The sequence below is a fragment of the Paenibacillus sp. genome, from assembly GCF_031177825.1.
Taxonomy (GTDB): Bacteria; Bacillota; Bacilli; order Paenibacillales; family YIM-B00363; genus Paenibacillus_AE.
Map to the genome: position 1 here is coordinate 132,753 of NZ_JAPSKE010000011.1, position 24,179 is coordinate 156,931.

19 protein-coding genes are annotated in these 24,179 nt (G+C 59.4%); 18 read left to right on the top strand and 1 reads right to left on the bottom strand.

Translation table 11 applies throughout. The features are described 5' to 3' along the window. Positions 1–49 precede the first annotated feature (49 nt). The 12 genes from RIN49_RS14925 to RIN49_RS14980 all read left to right on the top strand — a co-directional run bounded on the left by RIN49_RS14925 (position 50) and on the right by RIN49_RS14980 (position 13,110). Positions 50–616: a thioredoxin family protein gene (locus RIN49_RS14925; RefSeq protein WP_309120960.1), complete on the top strand. Its 567-nt coding sequence runs from the start codon at positions 50–52 to the stop codon at positions 614–616. Positions 617–632: 16 nt separating this feature from the next. Beyond that, the gene (locus tag RIN49_RS14930) at positions 633–1,259 is read left to right on the top strand and encodes an MBL fold metallo-hydrolase (protein ID WP_309120961.1); all 627 of its coding nucleotides are present in this window, start codon (positions 633–635) and stop codon (positions 1,257–1,259) included. Between the two features lie 18 nt (positions 1,260–1,277). Then, positions 1,278–1,502: a DUF2905 domain-containing protein gene (locus tag RIN49_RS14935; RefSeq protein WP_309120962.1), complete on the top strand. Its 225-nt coding sequence runs from the start codon at positions 1,278–1,280 to the stop codon at positions 1,500–1,502. 97 nt (positions 1,503–1,599) lie between these two features. Next, positions 1,600–2,745 carry a YhgE/Pip domain-containing protein gene (locus RIN49_RS14940; RefSeq protein WP_309120963.1) on the top strand — a complete coding sequence of 382 codons (1,146 nt, stop codon included), beginning with the start codon at positions 1,600–1,602 and terminating at the stop codon, positions 2,743–2,745. Continuing rightward, the gene (locus RIN49_RS14945) at positions 2,742–3,362 is read left to right on the top strand and encodes a TetR family transcriptional regulator (RefSeq protein WP_309120964.1); all 621 of its coding nucleotides are present in this window, start codon (positions 2,742–2,744) and stop codon (positions 3,360–3,362) included. The genes RIN49_RS14940 and RIN49_RS14945 overlap by 4 nt, the downstream gene beginning before the upstream one ends. Continuing rightward, a complete protein-coding gene (locus RIN49_RS14950) occupies positions 3,359–4,342 on the top strand; it encodes an NAD(P)H-quinone oxidoreductase (protein WP_309120965.1) in 984 nt (327 codons plus the stop codon). Before RIN49_RS14945 ends, RIN49_RS14950 begins: the two co-directional genes overlap by 4 nt. Before the next feature lie 273 nt (positions 4,343–4,615). Next, the gene (locus RIN49_RS14955) at positions 4,616–6,550 is read left to right on the top strand and encodes a hypothetical protein (RefSeq protein WP_309120966.1); all 1,935 of its coding nucleotides are present in this window, start codon (positions 4,616–4,618) and stop codon (positions 6,548–6,550) included. Positions 6,551–6,687: 137 nt separating this feature from the next. After that, positions 6,688–7,635: an ABC transporter permease gene (locus RIN49_RS14960; RefSeq protein ID WP_309120967.1), complete on the top strand. Its 948-nt coding sequence runs from the start codon at positions 6,688–6,690 to the stop codon at positions 7,633–7,635. A gap of 12 nt (positions 7,636–7,647) precedes the next feature. Beyond that, complete coding sequence (locus tag RIN49_RS14965; RefSeq protein WP_309120968.1) at positions 7,648–8,529, top strand: carbohydrate ABC transporter permease; 882 nt, start codon at positions 7,648–7,650, stop codon at positions 8,527–8,529. A gap of 69 nt (positions 8,530–8,598) precedes the next feature. Continuing rightward, the gene (locus RIN49_RS14970) at positions 8,599–10,137 is read left to right on the top strand and encodes an extracellular solute-binding protein (protein ID WP_309120969.1); all 1,539 of its coding nucleotides are present in this window, start codon (positions 8,599–8,601) and stop codon (positions 10,135–10,137) included. Between the two features lie 100 nt (positions 10,138–10,237). Continuing rightward, on the top strand, positions 10,238–12,031 hold the full coding sequence (locus RIN49_RS14975; protein ID WP_309120970.1) for a sensor histidine kinase: 1,794 nt from the start codon (positions 10,238–10,240) through the stop codon (positions 12,029–12,031). Beyond that, the gene (locus RIN49_RS14980) at positions 12,028–13,110 is read left to right on the top strand and encodes a response regulator transcription factor (protein ID WP_309120971.1); all 1,083 of its coding nucleotides are present in this window, start codon (positions 12,028–12,030) and stop codon (positions 13,108–13,110) included. The genes RIN49_RS14975 and RIN49_RS14980 overlap by 4 nt, the downstream gene beginning before the upstream one ends. A gap of 5 nt (positions 13,111–13,115) precedes the next feature. On the opposite strand, the gene RIN49_RS14985 is transcribed toward RIN49_RS14980, so the two are convergent. Further along, complete coding sequence (locus RIN49_RS14985; protein WP_309120972.1) at positions 13,116–13,982, bottom strand: helix-turn-helix transcriptional regulator; 867 nt, start codon at positions 13,980–13,982, stop codon at positions 13,116–13,118. Positions 13,983–14,091: 109 nt separating this feature from the next. Here RIN49_RS14985 and yicI point away from each other — a divergent pair, with 109 nt between their 5' ends. From yicI to RIN49_RS15015, 6 genes are all read left to right on the top strand, one after another. Then, the gene (gene yicI, locus RIN49_RS14990; RefSeq protein WP_309120973.1) at positions 14,092–16,359 is read left to right on the top strand and encodes an alpha-xylosidase; all 2,268 of its coding nucleotides are present in this window, start codon (positions 14,092–14,094) and stop codon (positions 16,357–16,359) included. A 78-nt stretch (positions 16,360–16,437) separates the two neighbouring features. Next, the gene (locus RIN49_RS14995; protein WP_309120974.1) at positions 16,438–18,480 is read left to right on the top strand and encodes a beta-galactosidase; all 2,043 of its coding nucleotides are present in this window, start codon (positions 16,438–16,440) and stop codon (positions 18,478–18,480) included. Beyond that, positions 18,470–19,129 (top strand): SGNH/GDSL hydrolase family protein, encoded by a 660-nt coding sequence (locus RIN49_RS15000; protein WP_309120975.1) that lies wholly within the window; start codon positions 18,470–18,472, stop codon positions 19,127–19,129. The genes RIN49_RS14995 and RIN49_RS15000 overlap by 11 nt, the downstream gene beginning before the upstream one ends. Before the next feature lie 112 nt (positions 19,130–19,241). Continuing rightward, entirely contained in the window at positions 19,242–21,038 is a 1,797-nt protein-coding gene (locus RIN49_RS15005; RefSeq protein WP_309120976.1) for a cache domain-containing sensor histidine kinase, read from the top strand. Then, complete coding sequence (locus tag RIN49_RS15010; protein ID WP_309120977.1) at positions 21,035–22,609, top strand: response regulator; 1,575 nt, start codon at positions 21,035–21,037, stop codon at positions 22,607–22,609. Before RIN49_RS15005 ends, RIN49_RS15010 begins: the two co-directional genes overlap by 4 nt. A gap of 612 nt (positions 22,610–23,221) precedes the next feature. Beyond that, positions 23,222–24,175 (top strand): ABC transporter permease, encoded by a 954-nt coding sequence (locus tag RIN49_RS15015; protein WP_309120978.1) that lies wholly within the window; start codon positions 23,222–23,224, stop codon positions 24,173–24,175. The last annotated feature ends 4 nt before the right edge of the window (positions 24,176–24,179 follow it).

The following is a 24,179-nucleotide window of genomic DNA, read 5'->3' on the forward strand; positions in this document are numbered from 1 at the left end:
ATAAGGGAGCGTTATTATTTTTCGAGATCGAATACGGAGGACGACGACCATGACGAAATCGCTCGCGCATAAGCTGGGGCAAGGCTTGACCCCGCAGGGCTTCATCGACGCTATGACTAAGAACCAGGAGGCGTTCCTCTCCTGGGGGGACAAGTTCGCTTGGGCGGACGAGGACGATAAGGAATTTTTCGAAAGCTTGAACAACCGCGACGATCTGCGATGCGTCATTCTCGCGGCGGATTGGTGCGGCGACGTCGTGCGGAACGTGCCGGTCGTCTTGAAAGCATTGGAGAACAGCGGGGTGCCGGTTGAATTTCTCATTCAAGAAGAGCATATGGACGTACAGGACCAGTTCTTGACGCTCGGCGGCCGGTCGATCCCGGTCGTGATCTTCGTCGACACCGGCGGCTTCGTGCTCGGCACCTGGGGGCCGCGCCCGACGTACGTGCAAGAGCCGATGGTCAAGTTCAAGAAGGAAAACCCGGATCGGGAAGCGCCGGACTATCAAGCGAACTTGGCGGAGACGCGCAAGGAAATCATGGCGCGGTACGGCGAAGGCACGGACTACCAGCAGTTGATCGTGAAGGAGCTCCGCGAGCTCATCTCGAGCTTCTAAGGGAGCGGGTCGCATTATGACGATTCGCATCGAGACGTTCGCGTTGGGGCCGCTATCGACGAACGCGTATTTGTTGTCGGATTCGGAAAAGGGCACCGGCGTCGTCATCGATCCCGGCCAACGGCCGGAAGCGCTGCTGCGGCGCATCGAGAGCCTCGAGATCGAGGCGATCGTGCTGACGCATGCGCACTTCGACCATATCGGCGGGGTGGACGCGGTCCGCAAGGCGAAGGGCTGCCCCGTGTATTTGCATGACGCCGAGGCGGATTGGCTGACGGATCCGAAGCTGAACGGCTCGCTCAACTGGCCGGACATCGGCGGCCCCGTCGTCACCGAGCCGGCGGAATACGCTCTCGACGAGGGGATGTCGCTGAAGTTGCTTGGCGAGACGTTCCGGGTGTACCACACGCCGGGCCATTCCCCGGGAAGCGTGAGCCTCGTCTGGGGGACGCACGCGTTTTGCGGCGACGTGCTGTTCAAGATGGGCGTCGGGAGGACGGACTTGCGCGGCGGCAGCTCGAAGGAGCTGTACAACTCGATCCATGACCGGTTGTTCCGTCTGCCGGACGAGACGATTCTTCATCCGGGCCACGGGCCGAGGACGACGATCGGATACGAGAAGGAACACAATCCATACGTTTAGCGAGGAGGGCGCGGTCAAGTGAATCCGACAGCGAAGCTATTGATTATCGGCGGGATCGTCTTGATCGCGCTGGGCGTCGTCTGGCAGTTCGGCGGGAAGTACTTGCAGTTTCTCGGCCGCCTGCCCGGCGATATCGCGGTGGAGCGGGAGAACGTTAGGTTCTACTTCCCGATCGTCACTTGCATCGTGATCAGCGTCGTCGGATCGTTGATCCTGTATGTCATTCGTTTGTTCCGCGGATAGTCGGCGCTTCGGCGCTTGACGGCCGCGGTTTTTTTTGGTAATTTATTAAACAAACGTTTAATTTAAACGATTATTTAATTGATGGGGAGCGGTTTGAATGGGTCAAGTGCTTAAAGCGTTCTTCGCGCTGCCGATGACGAAAGTCGGCATCGCGACGGCGGTATTGTTTCAATTGATTTTCAGCGTTGTATGGATGACGGGGTATGACGGCGTGAACGACCACGCGGATCAATTGCGCGTGGCGGTCGTGAACGAGGACGCCGGCTTCGGCGCCGCGGTGGCGGACGCTTTGGCGGCGCAGCTGCCGTTCCAAGTGGAAGCGGTCGGCGACTTGGCGAACGCCCAGTCGAGGCTGAACGAACGCGACGTGCAGATGGTCGTGCATATCCCGGCCGACTTCAGCGCGGCCGTATCCGCGCCGGAGTCCCGGGCGACGCTGCATTATTACATTAACGAGTCGAACCCCGTTACGATCAAGAACATGATGGCGGGCGCGGCGTCGCAGGTGACGACGACGGTGAACGCGATGGCCGCCGCGAACGGCGTGAAGGCGGCGCTCGTCCGGCTGCAGCTTCCCGAGGCGCAGGCGGTCGCGATGGCGGAAGGGCTGACGACGCGAGTCGAGAGCGACGTCGTCTACTCGAATCCCGTCGCGAGCCTCGCCAGCCAGATGGTGCCGATGATGATGGTGCTCGCGTCTTACGTCGGCTCGATGCTGCTCGCGATGAATCTCGAACAGTCGTCGATGGCGCTGGCGTCGCGCTTCGGCAAGTGGGAGCGGTTCGGCGCAAGACAGATGATCAACGTGGGCACGGCGATCGTCGTCGGTCTGTTCGGCGTCTCCTTCGTCACGTTGTTCGGGGGCTCGCCGGCAAGCGTCTTCCTTGAGCTGTGGGGCTTCCAGTCGCTCTTCCTGTTCGCTTTCATGAGTTTGGCCCAAATTTTCTTGCTGTTGTTCGGCCCGGGCGGCATGGTGTTCAACATCATTCTGCTGTCCGCGCAGCTTGTGTCCTCCGGCGCGATGGTGCCGCGGGAGCTGCTCTCCGGCTTCTACCGCTCGCTCGGCGACTTTATGCCGGCTACGTATGCGGTGGAGGGGCTTATGGATTTGCTGTTCGGCGGGCCGAGCGTCGCGGGCGTCTCGGTTTCGCTCCTTACGCTGATCGCGATTTGTCTCGCGGCGGGCGTCGGGGCGACGGCGATTCGGCGAATGAAAACCTCGCCGCGGGCGGCGGCCGCATGACGGCGGCGAACGAGCCGGACGTCCGGACCAAGATCTTGCTCGCGGCGAAGACGCTCTTCGCGAAGCAAGGCTTCGAGGGCACGACGGTGCGCCAAGTGTGCGACGCCGCAGGCGCGAACGTGGCGCTCGTGTCGTATCATTTCGGCGGGAAAGACAATTTGTTTAAGGCGTTGTTCGACCAGTTTTTCCCGGCCGAGGAGGCGATGGAGCCGTTCCGCGAAACGTTCAAGCGGCCTGCGGAAGGCGTAGCGACCATGATCGAGCAGGTGATGCTTTATGTGCTCAGAGACCCGGATTTGTCGACGATCATGGAGCAGGAGATCATGATGCGTTCTCCTCGCATCTCGATCATTCAAGCGCGGGCGTTCCCGATCTGGAGCGCCCTGCGCGATATGCTGCAGCGGGGGCGGGAGGAGGGCGTCTTCCGCTTCCGGTGCCTCGATACGACGCTGCTGATGGTGCTCGGATCCATGATGTTCCATAAGCGGGCGTATTACTTCCAGCCGCTGTTTCTCGAGGGGCCGCAGCGTTCGGAAGACGTCATCGCGGATACGATCCGCTACGTTTACGGCGCGCTCGGCGCCGCGGCGCCGGGCGAAAGGGGGGCGGCGACATGAGAGCGATCGTCGCGGAACCGTTCGGCGGACCGGAGACGCTCCGCCTCGTCGATCGGCCGACGCCCGCCGCGGGCGCCGGGGAGCTGCTCGTGCGCGTGCGGGCGACCGCCCTCAATCGGGCGGATCTGCTCCAGCGCATGGGGAAGTACCCGCCGCCTCAGGGCGTAACGGACATTCTCGGCCTCGAGATGGCTGGAATCGTCGAGGCGGTCGGCGCCGGCGTCGACGGCTGGCGCGTCGGCGACCGGGTGTGCGCGCTGCTGCCTGGCGGCGGCTACGCCGAGTACGCGGTCATCCCCGCAGGCATGGCGATGGCCATTCCCGAGCCGCTCTCCTTCGAGGAGGCGGCGGCGATCCCGGAAGCGTTCTTGACCGCTTACCTCAACCTATGGCGGCTCGGCGGGCTGCAGCCGGGGCATCGCGTGCTCGTGCACGCGGCCGCGAGCGGCGTCGGCACCGCCGCCATACAGCTCGTCCGCGAAGCCGGCGCGGCGTCTTACGCCACCGCCGGAACGGCGGCGAAGCTCGAGGCGGCGCTGTCGCTCGGCGCCGCCGCCGCGTGGAACTATCGCGACGGCTCGTTCCGCGACTGGCTGCTCGAGCGCACGAACGGCGCCGGCGTCGACGTCGCGCTCGACTTCGTCGGGGCGCCGTATTTCGCCGATCATCTCGCGACGCTCGCGGTCGACGGCCGTCTCGTCGTCATCGGCACGCTCGGCGGCGCCGCGATTCCCGGCGGCTTCTCGCTCGGGACGCTGCTCGCGCGTCGGCTCCACATTATCGGCACGACGCTGCGTTCGCGTCCCGTCGCGGATAAAATTTCGCTCACGCAAGATTTCGCAGCTTTCGCGCTGCCGCGCTTCGCCGACGGCCGGCTGCGTCCGATCGTCGATGCCGTCTTCCCGTTCGAGGAAGCCGCGGAGGCGCATCGCCGCATGGAATCCAACGTCAACATCGGGAAGATCGTATTGCGCGTATGAAGGTGGCCGGACGGCGATGCATCGCCGCCGATCCCGGCGATCGGTCTCGGTCCGAATCGTAAACAATTGCCGCTGTTACCGAAATGGCGGCCACAACGGAAGCTTCTCCGGCGATTGCCGGGGAGGCTTCTTTTTCATTCCCGAAAACATCGTAACATTGGGTAAGCAAATCTGACATTTCCCTAATTGTTTCACTAGGTTAACAAACCTATAATGATGACACTGAATCGCTAAGATGAAGAATTCACCTATGTCGAATAGGAGTTGGCCGCTATGGGAAACAGATTGGAAGCTCTGCAGTTGGATCGTCCGGAGGCGCTCGGCGAAGTCGTGCGAGGGAGAGTCGGGCAAGCGGCTTCGATCGGAACGGGTAAGGAGGGGAGAGCGGAGCTTTATTTTGTCGTGAACGGCTCTCCCGCGACGTTCTACGTCGCAGATTTGGAAACGGGCGGCGTGCGGTTCGAATATAACGTGCCCGACGCGGACGCCGTGTGGGGCATGGCCGCCGCGCCCGACGGGAACGTATACTTCTCGGGTACGGGGGGGACCGGCCGGTTGTACCGATACGATCCCGCGGAACGGGTCGTGGAATGCGTCGGCGTCCATCCGGCGGATCCCTTCGTGTGGGATCTTGCAAGCTCGCCGGACGGGAACATCTACGGGGCGACCTATCCGCACGCCAAGGTGTTCGAGTACGACCCTAATAGCAGGCGGTTTCGCGATGTCGGTCCCGTCTCGGACAAGGAGCATTACGCCAGGGGCGTAGCGGCAACGGAAGAATACGTCTATGGGGGCGTCGGCAGCGTTGCGGCGCTGCAGCGGATCCATCGGGCGAGCGGCGTCAGAGAGGAACTGCATGTGGAGGGGTGCACCGGAACGCAAGGGTTTATCGATCGCATCTGGCCGTACGGGGAGCTGCTGTTTCTCTCGATCGGCGGCAGGGAAGCGGTGGTTTACGAACCTGTGTCGCAACGCGTCGTCAGCCGGTTTCGCGCCGACAACTTCGTAAGCCCGCCTTCGCCGACGGACGGAGCGTTCTACTTCGTTGCCGACGGGAACATTCATTCCTACTCGACGAACACGCATGGGACGACGATCCATACGGAGCTTCCGAACGTAGAGGACAACCCGAAAATCAAGTGCATGCAATGGGTCGCCTTGAAGGGGAAACCGGAACGCGTTCTCGCGGTGGTTACCTCGAATGCCGACGTAGTGTTCTACGATCCTTCCACGAATACGGCGGAAGCGAGCCGCGTCTCTTTGCCGACGAAGCCGCTGTTGCTGCAGTCCCTGGAATCGGACGGAGCCGGGAAATTGTACTTAGGCGGCTATCATCGCAGTTTGACGATTTACGACCCCGAACTCGATCGGGTAGAGGCGAGCCTTCCGAAGTTTCCGCAAATCGAGGGCATCGGTTTTCTGAACGGCAAGGTCTACTTCGGGACGTATACGAAAGCGAATATTTACCGATACGACCCTAGTCTGCCGTTAGATCCTTCGATGACGGCCGAAGCCAACCCGTCGCTCGCGAAGCATATCGGTCATGGGCAGGACCGGCCCTTCAGCTTCGCTTCCGGCGACGGGAAGCTGTTCATTGGAACGACTCCGGATTACGGCTCGTTGACCGGCGCCTTGACGGTATATGACGAGGCCGAGGATCGATGGGACGTATACCCGAACCTGGTTCCGAATCAGAGTATTATCGGATTGGCATATGAAGGCGGGCTGTTGTACGGCGGCACGTCCAACTGGGGCGGGCTGGGAATCGAGCCGACGGAGACGGAAGCGAAGCTGTTCGTCTGGGATGCGAAGGACAGGAAGCTGATCGCATGCTTTACGCCGGCCATTCCGGGGATCGATACGGCGCCGCGGATGATCGGCGAGCTGTCGGTCGGACCCGACGGGAACGTATGGGGAGTCGTCGACGGAACGATCTTCGCGATGGCGCCCGGCACGCAGACGATCGTGAAATCCAAGACGATCTTCCCCAGCGAGTATCGGTACAGTAAATTCCGCCCGTATTATTTGCGCTGGAGCGCGGACGGGCTGCTGTTTACGATGGTCGGGCGCCGAATGGTCGTCGTCGATCCGGACACGCTCGATCATCAAGTGTTGGACGACCGGCCGTTGTCATTGATGACGCTGGGGACGGACGGGCATGTGTACTACTGCGACGAATCGCGTTTGATGGGAAGGAAGAGATTGTAAGAGTTTGCGTAGCGGAAACGTTCGATTCGAACGATCGACGGAGTGAATCATAACATCGGCTAATTGTTGGTACCGATTCAAGCGGTTACAATTTTATTTGCAAGGGGTAATTATTTAGAAATAGAAAAGGTGAGTGAATGGAAGCCGTACGCGCAAGAGCTGCAGCCGAGAAGACGCCAAGAAACAAGGTCTTGCGATTCTTGATCCAACATCGCGCCTTATACATTATGCTGATTCCGGGCATCGTTTACTTTCTTGTGTTCAAGTATTACCCGCTGCTCGGCAGCGTGATCGCGTTCCAAGACTTTAACATTTTCAAAGGGATCGCGGGAAGCGAATGGGTGGGGTTCAAATGGTTCGAGAGATTCCTTACTTATCCCGACCTGCAGCGATTGCTCGGCAACACGTTGATTATCAGCCTGTATCAGATTATATTCGCCTTCCCGGCTCCGATTCTCCTTGCCGTTCTGTTGAACGAATTGCGGAGTATGGCGTTCAAACGCAGCGTACAGACGATCGTGTATTTGCCTCACTTCCTGTCCTGGGCGATGGTGTACGGTTTCGTATACATGATCTTGTCGGTTCAGACGGGAATGCTCAATACGCTGGTTGAAGCGTTCGGGTTCGAGAGAATCAACTTTTTGCAAAAGGCGGAATACTTCCGCACGATTATCGTCGCCAGCGGGATGTGGAAAGAGATGGGGTGGAACGCCATCATCTTCTTGGCCGCATTGGCCGGCGTCAATCCGTCGCTGTACGAGGCGGCGAAAATCGACGGCGCGGGACGGTTCAAGCAGTTCCAGCACATCACTTTGCCCGGATTGACGCCCGCGATCATGATCTTGCTGCTGCTGAAAATCGGGAACATTCTCGACATGGGCGTCGAGCACATCAATGTTTTCTTGAATGAGCTCACTTACAAGACGGGGGACGTGCTGGATACGTATTCGTATCGAATGGGCATCATCGGAGGACAGTACAGCTTAACGACGGCGATCGGGCTGTTCAAATCGGTCATCGGCTTCGTTCTCCTGCTTATCGCCAATAAGGTCAGTAGGTCTACTACCGGCGAGAGTTTGTATTAAGGGGGGCGGCGCATGAAAATAAAATCCACGAAATTGGAACGCTTGTTCGACGTTAGCAATGTCGCCTTCTTGCTGGCGATGTCGGCGCTCGTCGTCATCCCGATTCTGCACGTGATCGCCGGCTCGTTCAGCTCGACGAATGCGTTGATTCACTCCAAGGTATTCATATGGCCGGTGGATTTCAACTTGGACAACTTCGCGTTGGTCATACAGAACGAGACGTTCTGGAAGTCATTCCGAGTGTCCGTCTTTCTCGTGATCGTCGGCACGGCCGTCAACATGGGCCTCACGATGCTGACCTCGTACCCGCTCTCGAGGAAATATTTGATGGGACGGCGCTACATCCTCTTGTTGATCGTCTTCACGATGATCTTCCAAGCGCCGATGGTTCCCAACTATCTTCTGGTCAACGACCTTGGATTGATCAACAGCATTTGGTCGCTCATTATTCCGGCGGCATTGAATGCATTCAACCTGATTCTATGCATTACGTTCTTCCGGTCGCTTCCCGAAGAGCTGTTCGAAGCCGCTAGAATCGACGGGATGTCCGAATACGGCATCCTGTGGAAGATCGTTCTTCCATTGTCCTTGCCTATTACGGTCACGCTGCTCTTGTTTTACGCGGTGCAGCATTGGAACAGCTATTTCTCGGCATTGATCTATATTACCGATCGGGATTTATACCCGCTTCAGTTGTATATGTACAACCTTCTTGCGGACGCGAACGCGATCGACAACTTCCGCGGCATCAGCGCGGAGGCGGTCATGGACACCTCGCCGCAAGGCTTGCAGATGGCCACCATCGTCGTAGCGACGGCTCCGATCGTCATGATCTATCCGTTCATTCAGAAGCACTTCATCAAGGGAGCCATGCTCGGGTCCCTGAAAGAGTAGTTCCAGGTTCGGGTCTCCGGCGGATAACGCCATCTACTATAACTATTATCGAAAAAGGGGAAGATGCGCATGAAACAAATCAAAAGATGGACGAGTTTGACTTGTGTACCGATCTTGGCGTTCCTCGCCGCCTGCGGAGGAGGGAACGGCACGGCAACGGAGCCGTCCCCGGCGACGAACGGCGGCCAAGAGCAGCCCGCGGCGGAACCGACGCCGACGATTAAGGTGTATACCAGCGATCTGGCGAAGGTAACGCCGTCCGATCCGGCAAGCGATCCGTCCGTACAATATATGATGGAGAAATCGGGCGTGAATTTGGACATTACGTTCGTCGCGCAAGCGAATTATAACGATCAGATGAGGTTGAAATTCGCGGCGAGCGATTTCCCGGATCTGTTCCAAGGAACGGGTCTGGAAGCGGGGGCCGGCGCGATCGCGAAGGACTTGCTGCTTCCGCTGAACGACCTGATCGAAGAGCATGGACCGAATTTGAAGGCGAACATTCCGCAGAGCGCATGGGACGGCGTCACCGTCAACGGCGAAATCCTCGGCGTTCCTGCGCCGGCGAAGGCGGGCTCCAGCCGAATTCTATTTATTCGCGAGGATTGGCTGAAGAAGCTGAATTTGGACTATCCGACGACGTCGGACGAATACCTTGACGTGCTGCGGGCGTTCCGGGACAATGACTTGAACGGCAACGGCGAGAAGGACGAAATTCCGTTCACGACGCGTCAAGGCTTCAACTGGGTGATGCATCCGATCTTCGGCATGTGGGGCTTGACGCCGTACAGCGGCTTCGAGAACGAGGGGGAGATCGTCCCGGGCTTCGCGCATCCGAGATTCAAACAGCCGCTGGCGTTCCTGCAGACGATGTATAAAGAAGGCCTGCTGGACTCCGAGTTCCTGACGAATTCCTCTTCGATCTGGGCGCAGAAGTTCGAATCCGGTCGCGTAGGCTCCTTCGGCTACATGCCGGACGGCGGATGGGCGTTCCATAAGCGGATCGTCGACGCGACGCCGGATCAAGGCGTGAATATGATGACGATGCCGACGCCGCGCGGCTCGGGCTGGGACGGACCGGTCGGGTCGGATATTGCGACGGTCGGAACGACATACCATGTTTTGGAATCCTCCCAAAACCCCGTCGCCGCCATCAAGTTTTTGAATTGGCTGCTCAGCGAGGAGGGGCAAGTGTTCTCCGAGCTCGGATTAGAAGGGCTCAATTATAAAATCGAGAACGGCAAGATCGTGTACGACGAGGCTTCGGAGGAGGCCGCGCAGACGCTGTGGCGCGCTTCGTTCAAGATGCACGGCATCAACGACACTGCGTTCGAAGCGAGATATCCGGGCGAAGCGGGCGAGAAGCTTCGTCGCGCGTACGAGATTTCCCATCGGGAAGGGTTCACCAGCGCGGTGGCCGGCATGCCTCCGCTCGACGAGGAGATGCAGAACCTATTGCTGAATTCGTTCCAAGAGACGGCTGCGGAGGTCGTCGTAAACAACCTGCCGGTAGACGAGACGTGGGACGCATTCGTCGAGAAGTGGCGTTCGCAGGGCGGGAACGAGCTGATCAAAATCATGACGGACTATTACAACGCTAATAAATAGCCTGCTGGGCTGGAAAACAATGGAGGAAAGGGCCTGTCGCCCTTTCTTTTTTTCACATGGTACTATGAAAATACGACTGCAGCGGAGAGAGGCGCATACGATGGTTTTCATTGAATCGATTCGGAGATCCATTAAGTGGAAAATGATCGCAATGATCACTTTGGTATTGCTTTCCGTGGTCGTCTCCGTCGTGTATTTCACCTACTATCAGACGAAGGGAATTATCGAGAAAGACGCGCGACAATTCAGTAACCAAATCTTGAATCAAGTCAACATGAACGTCGACCGGTACTTGCGAGGCTTCCAGTTAGGTTTTCTTTCGATCGCTTCGAACAGCGACACCGAGCGATGGCTGAGGGTGGAGGCGGGGGACGACTTGTCCTCCTACATCATTTTCCAAGAAATCATTAACAACTATCTTCAGGTATTTATTTATCAGCATCCCGAGGTGTTGTCGATCACCTTCTCCAATACGAACGGCAACGAAATGCACTTCACGAACGGATTCGAGCTTGTAGAGTCCTATGATTTCGAAAACGAACGATACATGGACAAGCTGGAGGGCCAGCACGGCATCTACTTCGACGTGACGTTCTCGGACAATTACGTCCAGAAGAACCTCCCCGTCATGACGATGGTGAAGCAAGTGACCGTCGGACAGGAGGTCGGGTACATTAAACTGGATATCGATCTTCGTCCGGTCGTCGGCATCGTCAACGAGAATCGGCCCGAGTCGTCGGGTTTGACGTTGATCAGCGATGCGGAGGGGCGCATTATCGCGCATCCCGACTTGCAGCTCGTGACCTCTTTCCTCGAGCAGGATTTGATCGAACGATTGTCGGCGGGGAGCGGGTCGTTCTACCGCGAAGCCAGCGATGAAATCATGATTTTCCAGACGGTTCCCCTCACGAGCTGGAAGGTGATTTCTTTAATCCCTTATTACGAATTCGCGGAAAGCGTGCTCTATATTCGCGGCATCACCATCGCCGCGGTATTGGTCGGTCTTGCGTTATTGCTGATCACCATCATTGCGATCCTCTCTTCCTTCACGAGGCGGATCGGCGTTATGAAGAAAATCATGACGAAGGCGAAGATCGGCAACTTCCACGATCGGATTCCGGTCGAGGGCATCGACGAAATCGCCGATCTCGGCCATACGTACAATTCCATGCTGAACGAATTGGAGACGTCGATCCATCAATTGGCGGAGTCGAAGCTGCAGCGGCAGGAAGCGACGATGTCGGCCTTGCAGTCGCAGATCGACTCGCACTTTCTCTACAACAGTCTCGAGGCGATTAATTCTATGGCGAATCTGGCGGATCACAAGGAGATCGAACAAATGACCGTCGCGCTGTCGAGAATGCTGCGCTATACGTCCGATTACAAAAGCACGATCGTTACGGTGGAAGACGAGCTTCGTCACCTTCAAAATTACTTGCAAATCAATCGGATTCGATTCGGCGAGAAGCTCAGCTTTCGGATCCGGCTCGAAGCGGAGTGCGCGGGGGCATTATGCTTGAAAGCCGTCATCCAGCCGGTCGTGGAAAACTGCATCAAGCATAACCTGGAGCGGAACGGCAAGCCTCTCCGGATCGAGGTGAAGGTGAGATGCCTGCAGCGGGAATACGTGCAAATCGCGATTTCCGACAATGGCGTCGGCTTTTCGGAAGAGCGACTGAAGATGTTGGAACGCCAGATCCATCTATTGAATTCGCCCCGGCTGAAGGAGCATTCCAGCCGGATCGGCTTGCTCAACGTTCATTCCCGGCTGCGCGTTTATTACGCGGCGAATCCGAACACGGGCGTATTCGTATCCAATCCATCGAACGGGACCGGCGCTCTCGTCTCGGTCGTATTTCCATTACAATACCGCGAGAAGGAGGCAGGGGCATGATTTCCTTCCTGGTCGTCGACGACGAACCTTTAATACGGATGAGTCTGACTAAGAAAATCGAGGAATGCTCGGCGACGGCGGCGGTCGTCGGTACCGCCGCCGACGGGCTGGAAGCTCTGGCATGGCTGGAAGGACATTATGCGGACGTGTGCGTCACCGACGTTAGAATGCCGAATATGGACGGGCTGAAGCTGATCGGCCGGATGAAAGAGTTATATCCGTGGATGACCTCGATCGTGGTGTCGAGCTATGAGGACTTCGGTTACGTTCAACAGAGCTTGCGGCTCGGGGTGATCGATTACGTCCTGAAGCCCGTGGACACGGACGATCTGAAGCTTGTGCTGGACAAGACGATCTCGGAGCTGCGCCAGAGCCGCGACCTGAGAGCGTCGCGCTTGATGGTGAACCACCTGCCTCAATCCAAGGGAATGATCGATCGCTGGAGCGAACAGATGAGAAGCTTGCAGACGGAGCAGAACCCCTTGCTTGTCGTAGACACCCTTGAGATGCTGGAGGAAGCGGCCGGCAACCATTACTATTTACTGCCTCATCTGGCGGTGCAATGGCTTCGCGCGATGAACGAATCGCTGGCGCAAGGGAGCGTTACGTCGATTCAAGGAGAGGATGCCGCAATCGAGCTGGCGGATCTCGTAAGGGAGGACGCGCGAAGGTACTATCGACTGTCGGCGGTCCATCGCCTGGAGACGGGGGCGCGCGCGCTTGCCGAGTTTATGCTGGCGCAGAGAAATAAACAAGGCACTCGCATGATCTCGTTGGTCAAATCGTACATTCACGACCGCTACGCCGATCGGATTACGCTGCAGGAAGTGGCCGATGCCGTATCGATGAGCCGTACGTACTTAGCCAGCTTATTTAAGCAAGAGACCGGGATGACCATCCTGCATTATATCGTGACGGTTCGCATGGAAGAGGCTAAGAGGCTGCTGGTGACTTCCCCGTTGAAGGTGTATGAAGTCGCCGCTCGCGTAGGGTACGAAGACAGTATCCACTTCTCTAAGTTGTTCAAGGAGCAATACGGCTTGAATCCCTTGGAATATAAGAAGCGGCTGGGAGGATAACATCGTCAGGTTCGAGCCTTGCGATAGTCCGACGGCGTGCAGCCGAAGCGGCGTTTGAATTCTCCGTTGAAATGATTCAGGTTGCTGAAGCCGACCTCGAGCGCGATCGTCATGATTTTTCGGTCGGTGCGGCGCAGCAGCTCGGCCGCGCGTTGGATGCGCACGGAGTTGACGTATTCCACCGGCGTCTTCGCCGTTATTTTTTTAAAAAACCGACAAAAGTACGACTCGCTCATCCCCGCCAGCCCCGCCAAATCCCTCAGGGCGATCGTCTCTTCGCATCGCGCCTCGATGTATTCGATCACGGTTTTCAGCCGTTCGATCCGTCCGTCCGCCGGTTCGTCTCGGCGGTGTTCCCCGCCGAGCGCGAGCAGCTTGGAGACGCATAGGTGAAGCAAGCCCTTCGTCGTCAGCTCGCGCATCGGCGCCTCCGACTCGTTCGCTTCGAACAGCTCGCGCAGCAGCCGGGCGATGTCGCGTTCCGCCGCCGTCTCCCGGCCGATTTTCGTAGGGACGACATAATTTCGCTGGACTAACGGGAAAATATACCGGTCGTACACTTTCTCGCGGACGTCGCCGAACAGATCGGCGCCGAAGACGACGGCGAGGAAGGTGACCGGCTCGTCGCCGAGGACGCGGCCGGAATGCAATTCGCCGCTATTGACGAACATCGCTTCTCCGGCGCGAAGCTCGAAGTCCGTCGTATCGACGCGGAACGCCGCGGCCCCTTCGACGAGAAGCAGAAATTCCAGCTCGTCGTGCCAATGCAAGTCCATCAGCGGCTCTTCCGGCCCGCAGGAGAAGCGGTACGTGCTGACGGGGTAGACGGGTTCGCCGTGGACGCGATTTTCCTTCAAAGTCGCTTTATTCATGGTCTTCACCGCCTGAAATGTCAAAATCGGTATAATATTGGGCAAAATTGATGCGGAATTGATTCCGAAACGACAATATCATTATAGATGAAGAACGGGAGGGATTCTAATGAAATTTAATAACGGATATTGGATGCTCCGCAAAGGCGTGAATATCGAACAGCCCGTCGACGTACGCGACGTGGACACGACGCAGAATAGCGTAACCGTTTACAATGCAACGAAGAAAGTGCGCACCAAGGGCGACACGCTGAACGCGGCGCTTCTCAAGGCGGAGATCAGCTCCCCGCTGCCGGACGTCGTCCGCGTGCGCTGGTCGCACCACGAAGGGAAGCGCAAGACCGGCCCGGCGTTCCAGATCAACAGCGTGGCGAACCATCCGGTGCACATCGAGCGAAGCGAGGATGGCCTCGCGTTCACGACCGGCGGCCTCACGGCCAACATCCGGACGGCTCCGAACTGGGGATTGGAATTCGCGCAGAACGGCAAGCGCCTCACCGGCTCGGCGACGCGCGGCGTCGGCCACATCGACGACAACGGAAAGCAGTACTTCCGCGAGTTGCTCGACCTCGGCGTCGGCGAACAAATCTACGGTCTCGGCGAGCGGTTCACCAACTTCGTCAAGAACGGCCAGACGGTCGAGATTTGGAACGAAGACGGCGGCACGAGCAGCGAACAAGCCTATAAGAACATTCCGTTCTACTTGTCCAGCAACGGCTACGGCGTGTTCGTCAACCACCCCGAGCGCGTCGAGTTCGAGGTCGGCTCCGAGGTCGTCTCGAAGGTCGGCTTCAGCGTGGCGGGCGAGGCGCTCGAATATTTCGTCATCGGCGGCGACACGTTGAAGGACGTGCTCGACAACTATACGAAGCTGACGGGCAAGCCCGCGCTGCCGCCGGCTTGGTCGTTCGGCCTGTGGCTGACGACGTCGTTCACGACCGACTACGACGAGAAGACGGTCAATTCGTTCATCGAAGGGATGGCGGAGCGCAACATTCCGCTGCACGTGTTCCACTTCGACTGCTTCTGGATGAAGGAATATCAGTGGTGCGACTTCGAATGGGACCCGGCGATGTTCCCGGATCCGGAAGGCATGCTGAAGCGTCTTAAGGATCGCGGCCTTCGCATCTGCGTGTGGATCAACTCGTATATCGCGCAGAAATCTCCTCTTTTCAAGGAAGGGATGGAAAAGGGCTACCTCGTCAAGACGACCGAAGGCGACGTCTGGCAATGGGACTTGTGGCAGGCGGGCATGGGCCTCGTCGACTTCACGAACCCGGACGCGGTGGCATGGTACCAAGGCCATCTGCGCCGTCTGATGGACATGGGCGTCGACTGCTTCAAGACCGACTTCGGCGAGCGCATTCCGACCGAGAACGTCGTCTACTTCGACGGGTCGGACCCGGTAAAGATGCACAACTACTATACGCAGTTATATAATAAAGCCGTATTCGAGGTGCTCGAGGAGCGCCGCGGCAAAGGCGAAGCGATGCTGTTCGCGCGTTCGGCGACGGCCGGCGGCCAGATGTTCCCGGTACACTGGGGCGGCGACTGCTCCGCGAACTACGACTCGATGGCCGAATCGCTGCGCGGCGGCTTGTCCCTCGGACTTTCCGGCTTCGGGTTTTGGAGCCACGACATCAGCGGCTTCGAGAAGACGGCGCCGGCGGACATCTATAAGCGTTGGGTCGCCTTCGGCTTGCTGTCGTCCCATAGCCGGCTCCACGGGAACGAATCGTACCGGGTGCCGTGGTTGTTCGACGAGGAGTCGGTCGACGTCCTCCGCTACTTCACGGAGCTTAAATCAAAGCTGATGCCGCATCTGTTCTCGCATGCGGTCGAAGCGCGCGACAAGGGCATTCCGATGATGCGGGCGATGGTGCTCGAATTCCCGGAGGATCCGACATGCCATTACCTGGACCGCCAGTACATGCTCGGAGACAGGCTGCTTGTAGCGCCGATCTTCAACGAGCAAGGCATCGCGAAGTACTACGTGCCGAAGGGCCGCTGGACGAACTGGATGTCCGGCGAAGTCATCGAAGGCGGCGGCTGGCGCGAAGAGAAGCACGATTACCTGTCTCTGCCGTTCCTCGTTCGCGAAAACTCGCTCATCGCGGTCGGCGCGAACGACCAGCGCCCGGACTACGATTATACGGACGGCGTGGCGTTCCACGCGTTCGAGCTCGCGGACGGCGGGGAAGCGACGGCGGTCGTGTACGATCTTAAAGGGGAGCCGGCGATGACCGCTCGCGCGACGAGAACCGGCAGCGTCGTGCGCGTCGAAACGGAAGGCTCGAATAAGCCGTGGAGCGTCGTGATCGGCGGCAATACGTACAAGCCTAATGCGGGCGAAAATACGGTAACGATTACGCTGTAAATCGGCCAGCGCGTTGCGCGGCGGCGAAATTTTCGCCGCCGCGCATGCGCATGAAATCAGGGGAGGCGGGTTGGAAACGTGATTAACGAGAAACTGCCGAAGATTTGGTACGGGGGCGACTACAATCCCGAGCAGTGGGATGCGGAGACGTGGGCGGAGGACAACCGCATGTTCAAGCTCGCGGGCATCGACGTGGCGACGGTCAACGTCTTCTCGTGGGCGCTTATACAGCCCGACGAGGAAACGTACGATTTCGCCGCGCTCGACGCAACGATGGACCGGCTGTACAAGGACGGCGTCTATGCGTGTCTCGCGACGAGCACCGGCGCGCATCCGGCTTGGATGGCGAAGAGATACCCCGATGTGCTGCGCGTCGACAAGCAGGGCCGCAAGCGGAAGTTCGGCGGAAGACACAACTCCTGCCCGAACAGCCCGACGTTCCGCAAGTACGCGGCGCGTCTCGCGGCGAAGCTCGCGGAGCGGTACAAGGATCACCCGGGACTGCTCATCTGGCACGTGTCGAACGAGTATGGCGGCTATTGCTACTGCGACAACTGCGCGGCGGCGTTCCGCGTCTGGTTGAAGCGGCGCTACGGCAGTCTGGACGCGGTCAACCGCGCTTGGAACACGCGCTTTTGGGGCCACACGTTCTACGACTTCGACGAGATCGTGCCGCCGAACGAGCTGAGCGAGGAATGGGGCAATCGGACGAACTTCCAGGGCATCTCGCTGGATTACCGACGGTTCCAGTCCGACAGCCTATTGGAATGCTACAAGATCGAATACGACGAGTTGAAAAAGGTCACCCCCGACGTTCCCGTCACCACGAACTTGATGGGCTTCTACCCGGAGCTCGACTATTTCGCTTGGGCGAAGCATATGGACGTCGTCTCTTGGGACAACTACCCGTCGATCGATACGCCGGCGAGCTTCACGGCGATGACGCACGATCTGATGCGCGGTTTGAAGAGCGGCCAGCCGTTCATGCTCATGGAGCAAACGCCGAGCCAGCAAAACTGGCAGCCGTACAACGCGCTGAAGCGTCCCGGCGTCATGCGGCTGTGGAGTTATCAAGCGGTGGCGCGCGGCGCGGATACGGTCATGTTCTTCCAGCTGCGCCGCTCGATCGGGGCTTGCGAGAAGTACCACGGCGCCGTCATCGAGCACGTCGGTCACGAGCATACGCGCGTATTCCGCGAGTGCGCGGAGCTCGGCCGCGAGCTCGGGGTACTCGGCGATTCGATTCTCGACGCGAGGGTCGAGTCCAAGGCCGCGATCGTCTACGATTGGGAAAACCGTTGGGCGGTCGACCTGTCGAGCGGTCCGTCGGTCGCGTTGAACTACGTCGACGAAGTGCATAAATATTATGACGCGTTGTTCCGGATGAACGTGCAGACGGATATGATCGGCGTCGAAGAGAGCCTGGAGAAGTACGACCTCGTCATCGCCCCGGTCATGTACATGTTGAAGCCGGGCTTCGCCGCGAAGGTCGAAGCGTTCGTGAAGCGCGGCGGCACGTTCGTGACGACGTTCTTCAGCGGCATCGTGAACGAGAGCGATCTCGTCACGTGCGGCGGGTACCCGGGCGAGCTGCGCAAGGTGCTCGGCATCTGGGCCGAGGAGATCGACGCGCTGCTGCCGGGTCAGACGAATAAGATCGTCATGAACGGCACGGTCGGCGCGCTGTCCGGCCAATACGACGGGTCGATTCTGTGCGACCTGATTCATCTCGAGGGCGCCGAAGCGATCGCGACGTACGGCGAAGACTTCTACAAGGGCATGCCGGCCGTCACGGTCAACAAGTACGGCGAAGGCGAGGCGTGGTACGTCGCGACGTCGCCGGACAAGGCGTTCATGCAAGGCTTCTTGAAAAATCTGTGCGACAAAGCGGGCATCCGGCCGATTCTCGACACGCCGGAAGGGCTGGAAGCGGCCGTACGCACGAAAGACGGCAAGCGCATCTTATTCCTCCTCAATCACAACAAGACGGCGACCGGCGCCGACATGGGGGAGAGCGTCTGGACCGACGCGCTGACCGGCGAAACTCGCCGCGGCGCCGTCGAAGTGCCGGCGCACGGCGTTGTGATTTTGATGGAGGGGGATGCTTCCCATGTCCAATAACGAACGTACCGTCGTCTTGTTCCAAGGCGACTCGATCACCGACGGCGCCCGCGGGCGCGGCGAGGATCAGAACCATATTCTCGGGCACAGTTATCCGTACATTATTTCGTCGAAGCTCGGCTTCGAGCTCGCCGAGAAGGCGCCGCGGTTCGTCAACCGCGGCATTAGCGGCAACCGGATTTCGGACTTGTACGCGAGATGGAACGAGGACTTCTTCCATATTAACCCGGATTTGTTGTCGATCTTGATCGGCGTCAACGACGCTTGGCGTATTATGAACGAGCTGCCGGAGGGCGTCACCGACCGGTTCGAACGCGCGTATACGCACGTGCTGGAGGAGACGCGGGAGAAATCGCCGCACACCGGCCTCGTGCTGATGGAGCCGTTCATCCTAAACGTCGGCGCGCCCGCTCTGAAGTGGGACGCTTGGCGCGCGAAGCTCGCCGAGTACCAAGCGACGGTGCGGAAGCTCGCGGAGCGGTTCGACGCCGTCTTCGTGCCGCTGCAGGAGCCGTTCGAGCGCGCCTGCGAGCGAGCGCCGGCCGCGTATTGGCTCTGGGACGGCGTCCACCCGACGTATGCCGGCCACGAGCTGGTCGCCCGCGAATGGCTGAACGCCGTGCAGAACAGCCGCTTCGCCTTGAAGTAATGCGAGAGAACCGTTCCCATCGCAAGTAGGCTGCCCCCAAGTACAGGGGACAGTTTACTCGAGATGGGGGCGGTTTTTTCTGATATACTTCGATTCGAAGGGAGGCGCCGTTATGGGGCCGTACAAATTTTCGTTCCGCAACCTTAGCGTCACATGGAAGTTCGTCATCGCTTACTCCTGCATTCTGGCCGTCTCCCTGGCCGGGTCGGGGGTTTATTTGTACACGCAGCTCGCGAATTCGGCGGTCGAACAAGCGCAGCAGGTGATGGAGCATAACTTGATTCAGACGCGGGACAGCGTGCTCGAGAAGGTCGGCTTGATCGAGAACGTCTCGCAGCTCATCGCCTCCGACATCAAGCTGCAGTCGTTCCTCGGCACGACGTTCACGGGGGAATCGTACCAATACGAGGAATACCGCTCGGAGATTTCCCCTTTCGTCGAAAACGTGCTCCGCCAAAATCCGTACATCGCGTCGCTGCGCATTTACATGTTCAACGCCTCGATTCCCGAGCTGTACGACAGCTTCTACCGGATCGATCGGCTGGAAGGGCTGCCGGAATACGCGGGTTTGTTCCGTCCGACGCGCCCGACGACCGGCTGGCGAGGCTTGCATCCGCAGCTCGTGCACTTGAACGTGCCGTTACGAGGGGGAGACATTCCGAACGTCTTCTCGTATTACGAAATCATTCAATCGTTCCGTTACTCCGGAGAGGTCGGCGTGCTCGAGATCGACGTGAAGGAGGACGTCATGTTCGATATGCTGGACGGCCAAGGCTCCGTCCAGCTCGGGAGCGTATTCGTGGCGGACGGGCAGGGCAACGTCGTGACGGGCGGCGATCCGGCGGGGGCCGGGCGGAACGTCGCCGACCTCGGCATCGGCGAGCTCCCGTCGGGCGCCTTCAACGAGGTGCGCACGATCGGCGGCGAGCGGTCGATCGTCATCGGGGTGCCGATCGACCGCATCGGACTTCGCATCGTCGGACTGTTCCCGGTGTCGGCGTTCACCGAGGCGGTGCAGCAGTCCGCGAGGCAGATCGCGATCGTGTTGTTTTTCGCGCTGCTCGTGCTCGGCGCCTTCGTTTATTTCATCACCAGCGCGCTTCTTTCGCGCCTGAAGCTGCTGCTGCGGGCGATGAAGCAGGTGAAGGAAGGCTCGCTGACCGCGAACGTTCCGGCGTTCGGCAACGACGAATTTTCGCAAATCGCTTCGAGCTTCAATCTGATGACGGGGCGCATTCACGAGCTCGTCGAGACGGTGTACAAGATCCAGCTGATGGAGCGGGAGGCGGAGCTGCGGGCGCTGGAATCGCAGGTCAATCCTCATTTTCTGTATAACTCGCTCGCTACGATTTCATGGGTCGCCCGCAAGGCGCAGTCGAAGGAAATCGTGGACATCTCGAATGCGCTCGCCAAGTTTTACCGCTTGATGTTGAACAAAGGGCGCCGCGAAATCTTGATCAAAGACGAAGTCGCGATGGTGAAGGCGTACTTGGAAATTCAGAAGTTCCGTTACGAGGACGTCTTCGACGTGATATACGAAATCGACGAGTCGGTTTATGCGTATACCGCCGCCAAAAACTTGCTTCAGCCGGTCGTCGAGAACGCGCTCGTGCACGGCATCGAGCCGAAGCGAGATCACGGCACGTTGATCATCAAAGCGGGCGTCGCGGGCGACATGCTGTATTACCAAGTGATCGACGACGGCGTCGGCATGCGGAAGGACCGGCTGCAGGACATTCGGGAAGGCCGCAGCATCCGCTCCGGCGGGAGCGGCAGCGGCTATGCGGTCAAAAATATTATGGAACGGCTACAGGCGTACTACGGCGACAAATATCGCTTTGAGCTGCACAGCGGACCCGGCATCGGGACGGCCGTGACGATCATGTTCGGGAAGGAGAAACGGGGATGACGACGTACAAGCTGCTGATCGTGGAGGACGAACGATGGGAGCGGGAAGGGCTGCTCGATTTCTTGGATTGGGCGAGTCTCGGCATCGAGATCGTCGGCGCCGCGCGCGACGGCATCGACGGCTGGGAGCGAGCGCTCGAGCTCGAGCCGGATCTCATCATTACCGATATCCGGATGCCCGGCATGGACGGTCTCGAGATGGCCAAGAAGATCAAGGACGCGATGCCGGAGACGGTCATCGTCGTCTTGACCGGCTTCAGCGATTTCGAGTACGCGCGACGGGCGCTGCAGACGCAGGTGAATCAATACGTGCTGAAGCCGATCGAGGAGGAGGAGCTGCAGCGCGCCGTGTCGGAAGCGGTGGAGGAATGCGCGCGCGTGCGGCGGCGCCGCCGCGACGAAGCGGAGCTCAAGGCCGCGGCTCTGGAGCATCGCGCGCTGGCGATCGCGAAGCTCGCGGCGGACGCGATGGAGGGGCGCCTGCCGAAGGAGCGCGCCCCCGAGCTGCGCAAGGCGGCGGGCTTCGCGTCGGCGTCCGGCGCGTTCGCGGCGATTCTCTTCGCGGGCGTGCCGGGACTCGCCGAGGACGACGTGCGCCGCGCGGTCGGCGCGCCCTGCCTCGCGCTGCCGGACGCGGGCGGCGCCGTCGAGCACGCGTGGACCGTCGTCCTGGCGGCGGACGACGCCGGGGCGCGCGCGGTCGCGAACGGCCTCGCGGCGCGGCTCGCGAAGCCCGGCGGCTTCGCCCGGCCGGAGGACGCGGTCGTCGCGGTCGGCGGCGCGGCGGACGGACTGACGGAGGCGTGGAAGTCCGTCCGCGCCGCGAGAAGCGCGCTCGAGTACGCGGTATTCTGGGGATTGTCCGGCGTGGCGCTGCCCGAAGCCGTCGAGCGGGAGAAGGCGGCGTTCTACGCGGAGGCGAACGAGTTTCTGGCGAAGGTCGGCGCGTACGCGAAGCAAGTCGTGTACGGCGTCAGCGCGCTCGACGAGAAGAAGGCGGTCGACGCCGCGAGCGGCATGTTCGACGCGATCTCGTCGCAGCGCGGGGCGGAGCGGGAATACGTTCGCAATTACTTGACCGGCTTGTATTTCGAGCTGTCGATGCTCGCCGGCGATCCCGAGGCGAACGAAGGGGAAGCGGCGGCTCGGTTCGACCGGCTGTCGACGCTGCGGCAGTTCCGCGCGCACGGCCTCGCCGTGGCGAAGAGCATGATCGCGTTCCTGGCGAACAAGCGGGAGGGCAAGGACGATTACATCGTCAGCAAGGTGAACCGGCTGATCGAGACGAGTTATATGTCCACCGACCTGAGCTTGACGGCGGCGGCGGCCGAAGTGTTTCTGTCGCCGAACTACTTGGGCGCGCTGTATAAGAAGGCGACGGGCCGCACGTTCCACGAGCGTCTGACGGAATGCCGGATGGACAAGGCGAAGGAGCTGCTCGGCCGGTCCGAGTACAAGGTGTCGCGCGTCGCGAAGGAGGTCGGCATCCCGAACACGTCGTATTTCTGCACCGTCTTCAAGAACGCGGTCGGCATGACGCCGGGCGAATATCAGGAGCTAGCGCATAGGTAACGAGCGGGCGATAACGTCAACTTTGGCTTTATTTGCGGAGATAAGCGCATAGTTGACATTATCGAGTTCGGCGGTCGGCAAGGGCGAACAGGCGTGACGGGACTTGGGTGGACGCGGGCGTGCGATAGTGCCAAATTTGGCTCTATTGGCGGGGATAAGCGAATATTTGGCGTTATCGAGCTTGGCGGTCGGCAAGGACGAACAGGTTTGACGGGATTTCGGCGATCGCGGGCGTGCGATAGTGCCAAAAGTGACGTTATTTGCTGGGATAAGCGAATATTTGGCGTTATCAGCAACGGGGCGACGAATGTCGCTCCTTTTTTCTGCGGTTCGGCTCGAGGGTACCCGATCGTTGGAGCGTGTCTCCCGGAAATATGCCCACATCTGCGCTTACTTCGCAGAATCCGGAGAATCCTCCGGAAGGAAGCCCGCCTCCGCGCATCCATCGCCGGCTTCGGCGATACGCCCCGGGCATCGCCGCGACTTTTCAACAATCCCGTTGGATTTCGAAACGATCATTGGTTTTTATTATAGTTCCGCCCCGGGCGCACCCCGTACAATGAGAACATCGAAAGAACGATGTAAGGGTTTTCGTCGAAAGGAGAATCGCCGATGCGCAACGCCGCCGTTACCCCCGCTGCCGCCGTAACGAACAAATCTCGACTGGCGAGATTGTTCTGGTCGCAGCGCTACCTCATGATCTTGACGCTGCCGGCCGTCCTCTGGATGATCGTGTTCAATTACGCGCCGATGTACGGCATCATTATCGCATTCCAAGAGTATAACCCCGTTCAAGGCTTCGCGGGCAGTCCATGGCTCGGACTCGCGAACTTCGAGGAGCTGTTCATCGATCCGACGTTCTTGGACGCGCTCGGGAACACGTTCAAAATCAGCATCGCGAAGCTGATCTTCGGCTTCCCGGCGCCGATCCTGCTGGCGATTCTGTTGAACGAGCTGCGCAGCCAGAAGTTCAAGCGCGTCGTGCAGTCGCTGTCGTACCTTCCGTACTTTATCTCTTGGGTATTCGTCGTCGGCTTTATGTACACGCTGCTCGATCCCCGGACCGGCGCGTTAAGCTCGCTGCTGCAGACGCTCGGCCTCGTCGATGCGGAGCGCATCCTCATGGGCGACCCGGATACGTTCTTGACGCTCGTCGTCGTCTCGGAAATTTGGAAGAACATCGGCTGGAACTCGATCATCTTCCTCGCCGCGATCGCCGGCATCGATCCGCAGCTGTATGAAGCGGCGGTCGTCGACGGCGCGGGCCGCTTCAAGCGCATCTGGCACATCACGCTGCCGGCGCTCAAGCCTACGATCGTCATCCTGTTCATCCTGGCGGTCGGCGGCCTCGTCAACACGAACTTCGACCAGCTGTTCCTGATGCAAAACTCGATGACGCAGGACGAAGCGAACGTGCTGCAAATTTACGCCTACGATATGGGCATCGTGCTCGGCAGGTTTTCGTACGGCACCGCGGTCGGGCTGTTCCAATCGATCGTCGCGTTCGCGCTCATGTTCACGGCGAACTTTACGTCGCGCAAGCTGACGGGCGAGAGCCTGTTCTAACGGA

Coding starts and splice junctions, on each gene's coding strand:
- RIN49_RS14925 (WP_309120960.1), top strand. CDS start 50: ATGACGAAATCGCTCGCGCATAAGCTGGGGCAAGGCTTGACCCCGCAG.
- RIN49_RS14930 (WP_309120961.1), top strand. CDS start 633: ATGACGATTCGCATCGAGACGTTCGCGTTGGGGCCGCTATCGACGAAC.
- RIN49_RS14940 (WP_309120963.1), top strand. CDS start 1,600: ATGGGTCAAGTGCTTAAAGCGTTCTTCGCGCTGCCGATGACGAAAGTC.
- RIN49_RS14945 (WP_309120964.1), top strand. CDS start 2,742: ATGACGGCGGCGAACGAGCCGGACGTCCGGACCAAGATCTTGCTCGCG.
- RIN49_RS14950 (WP_309120965.1), top strand. CDS start 3,359: ATGAGAGCGATCGTCGCGGAACCGTTCGGCGGACCGGAGACGCTCCGC.
- RIN49_RS14955 (WP_309120966.1), top strand. CDS start 4,616: ATGGGAAACAGATTGGAAGCTCTGCAGTTGGATCGTCCGGAGGCGCTC.
- RIN49_RS14960 (WP_309120967.1), top strand. CDS start 6,688: ATGGAAGCCGTACGCGCAAGAGCTGCAGCCGAGAAGACGCCAAGAAAC.
- RIN49_RS14965 (WP_309120968.1), top strand. CDS start 7,648: ATGAAAATAAAATCCACGAAATTGGAACGCTTGTTCGACGTTAGCAAT.
- RIN49_RS14970 (WP_309120969.1), top strand. CDS start 8,599: ATGAAACAAATCAAAAGATGGACGAGTTTGACTTGTGTACCGATCTTG.
- RIN49_RS14975 (WP_309120970.1), top strand. CDS start 10,238: ATGGTTTTCATTGAATCGATTCGGAGATCCATTAAGTGGAAAATGATC.
- RIN49_RS14980 (WP_309120971.1), top strand. CDS start 12,028: ATGATTTCCTTCCTGGTCGTCGACGACGAACCTTTAATACGGATGAGT.
- RIN49_RS14985 (WP_309120972.1), bottom strand. CDS start 13,982: ATGAATAAAGCGACTTTGAAGGAAAATCGCGTCCACGGCGAACCCGTC.
- yicI (WP_309120973.1), top strand. CDS start 14,092: ATGAAATTTAATAACGGATATTGGATGCTCCGCAAAGGCGTGAATATC.
- RIN49_RS15000 (WP_309120975.1), top strand. CDS start 18,470: ATGTCCAATAACGAACGTACCGTCGTCTTGTTCCAAGGCGACTCGATC.
- RIN49_RS15005 (WP_309120976.1), top strand. CDS start 19,242: ATGGGGCCGTACAAATTTTCGTTCCGCAACCTTAGCGTCACATGGAAG.
- RIN49_RS15010 (WP_309120977.1), top strand. CDS start 21,035: ATGACGACGTACAAGCTGCTGATCGTGGAGGACGAACGATGGGAGCGG.
- RIN49_RS15015 (WP_309120978.1), top strand. CDS start 23,222: ATGCGCAACGCCGCCGTTACCCCCGCTGCCGCCGTAACGAACAAATCT.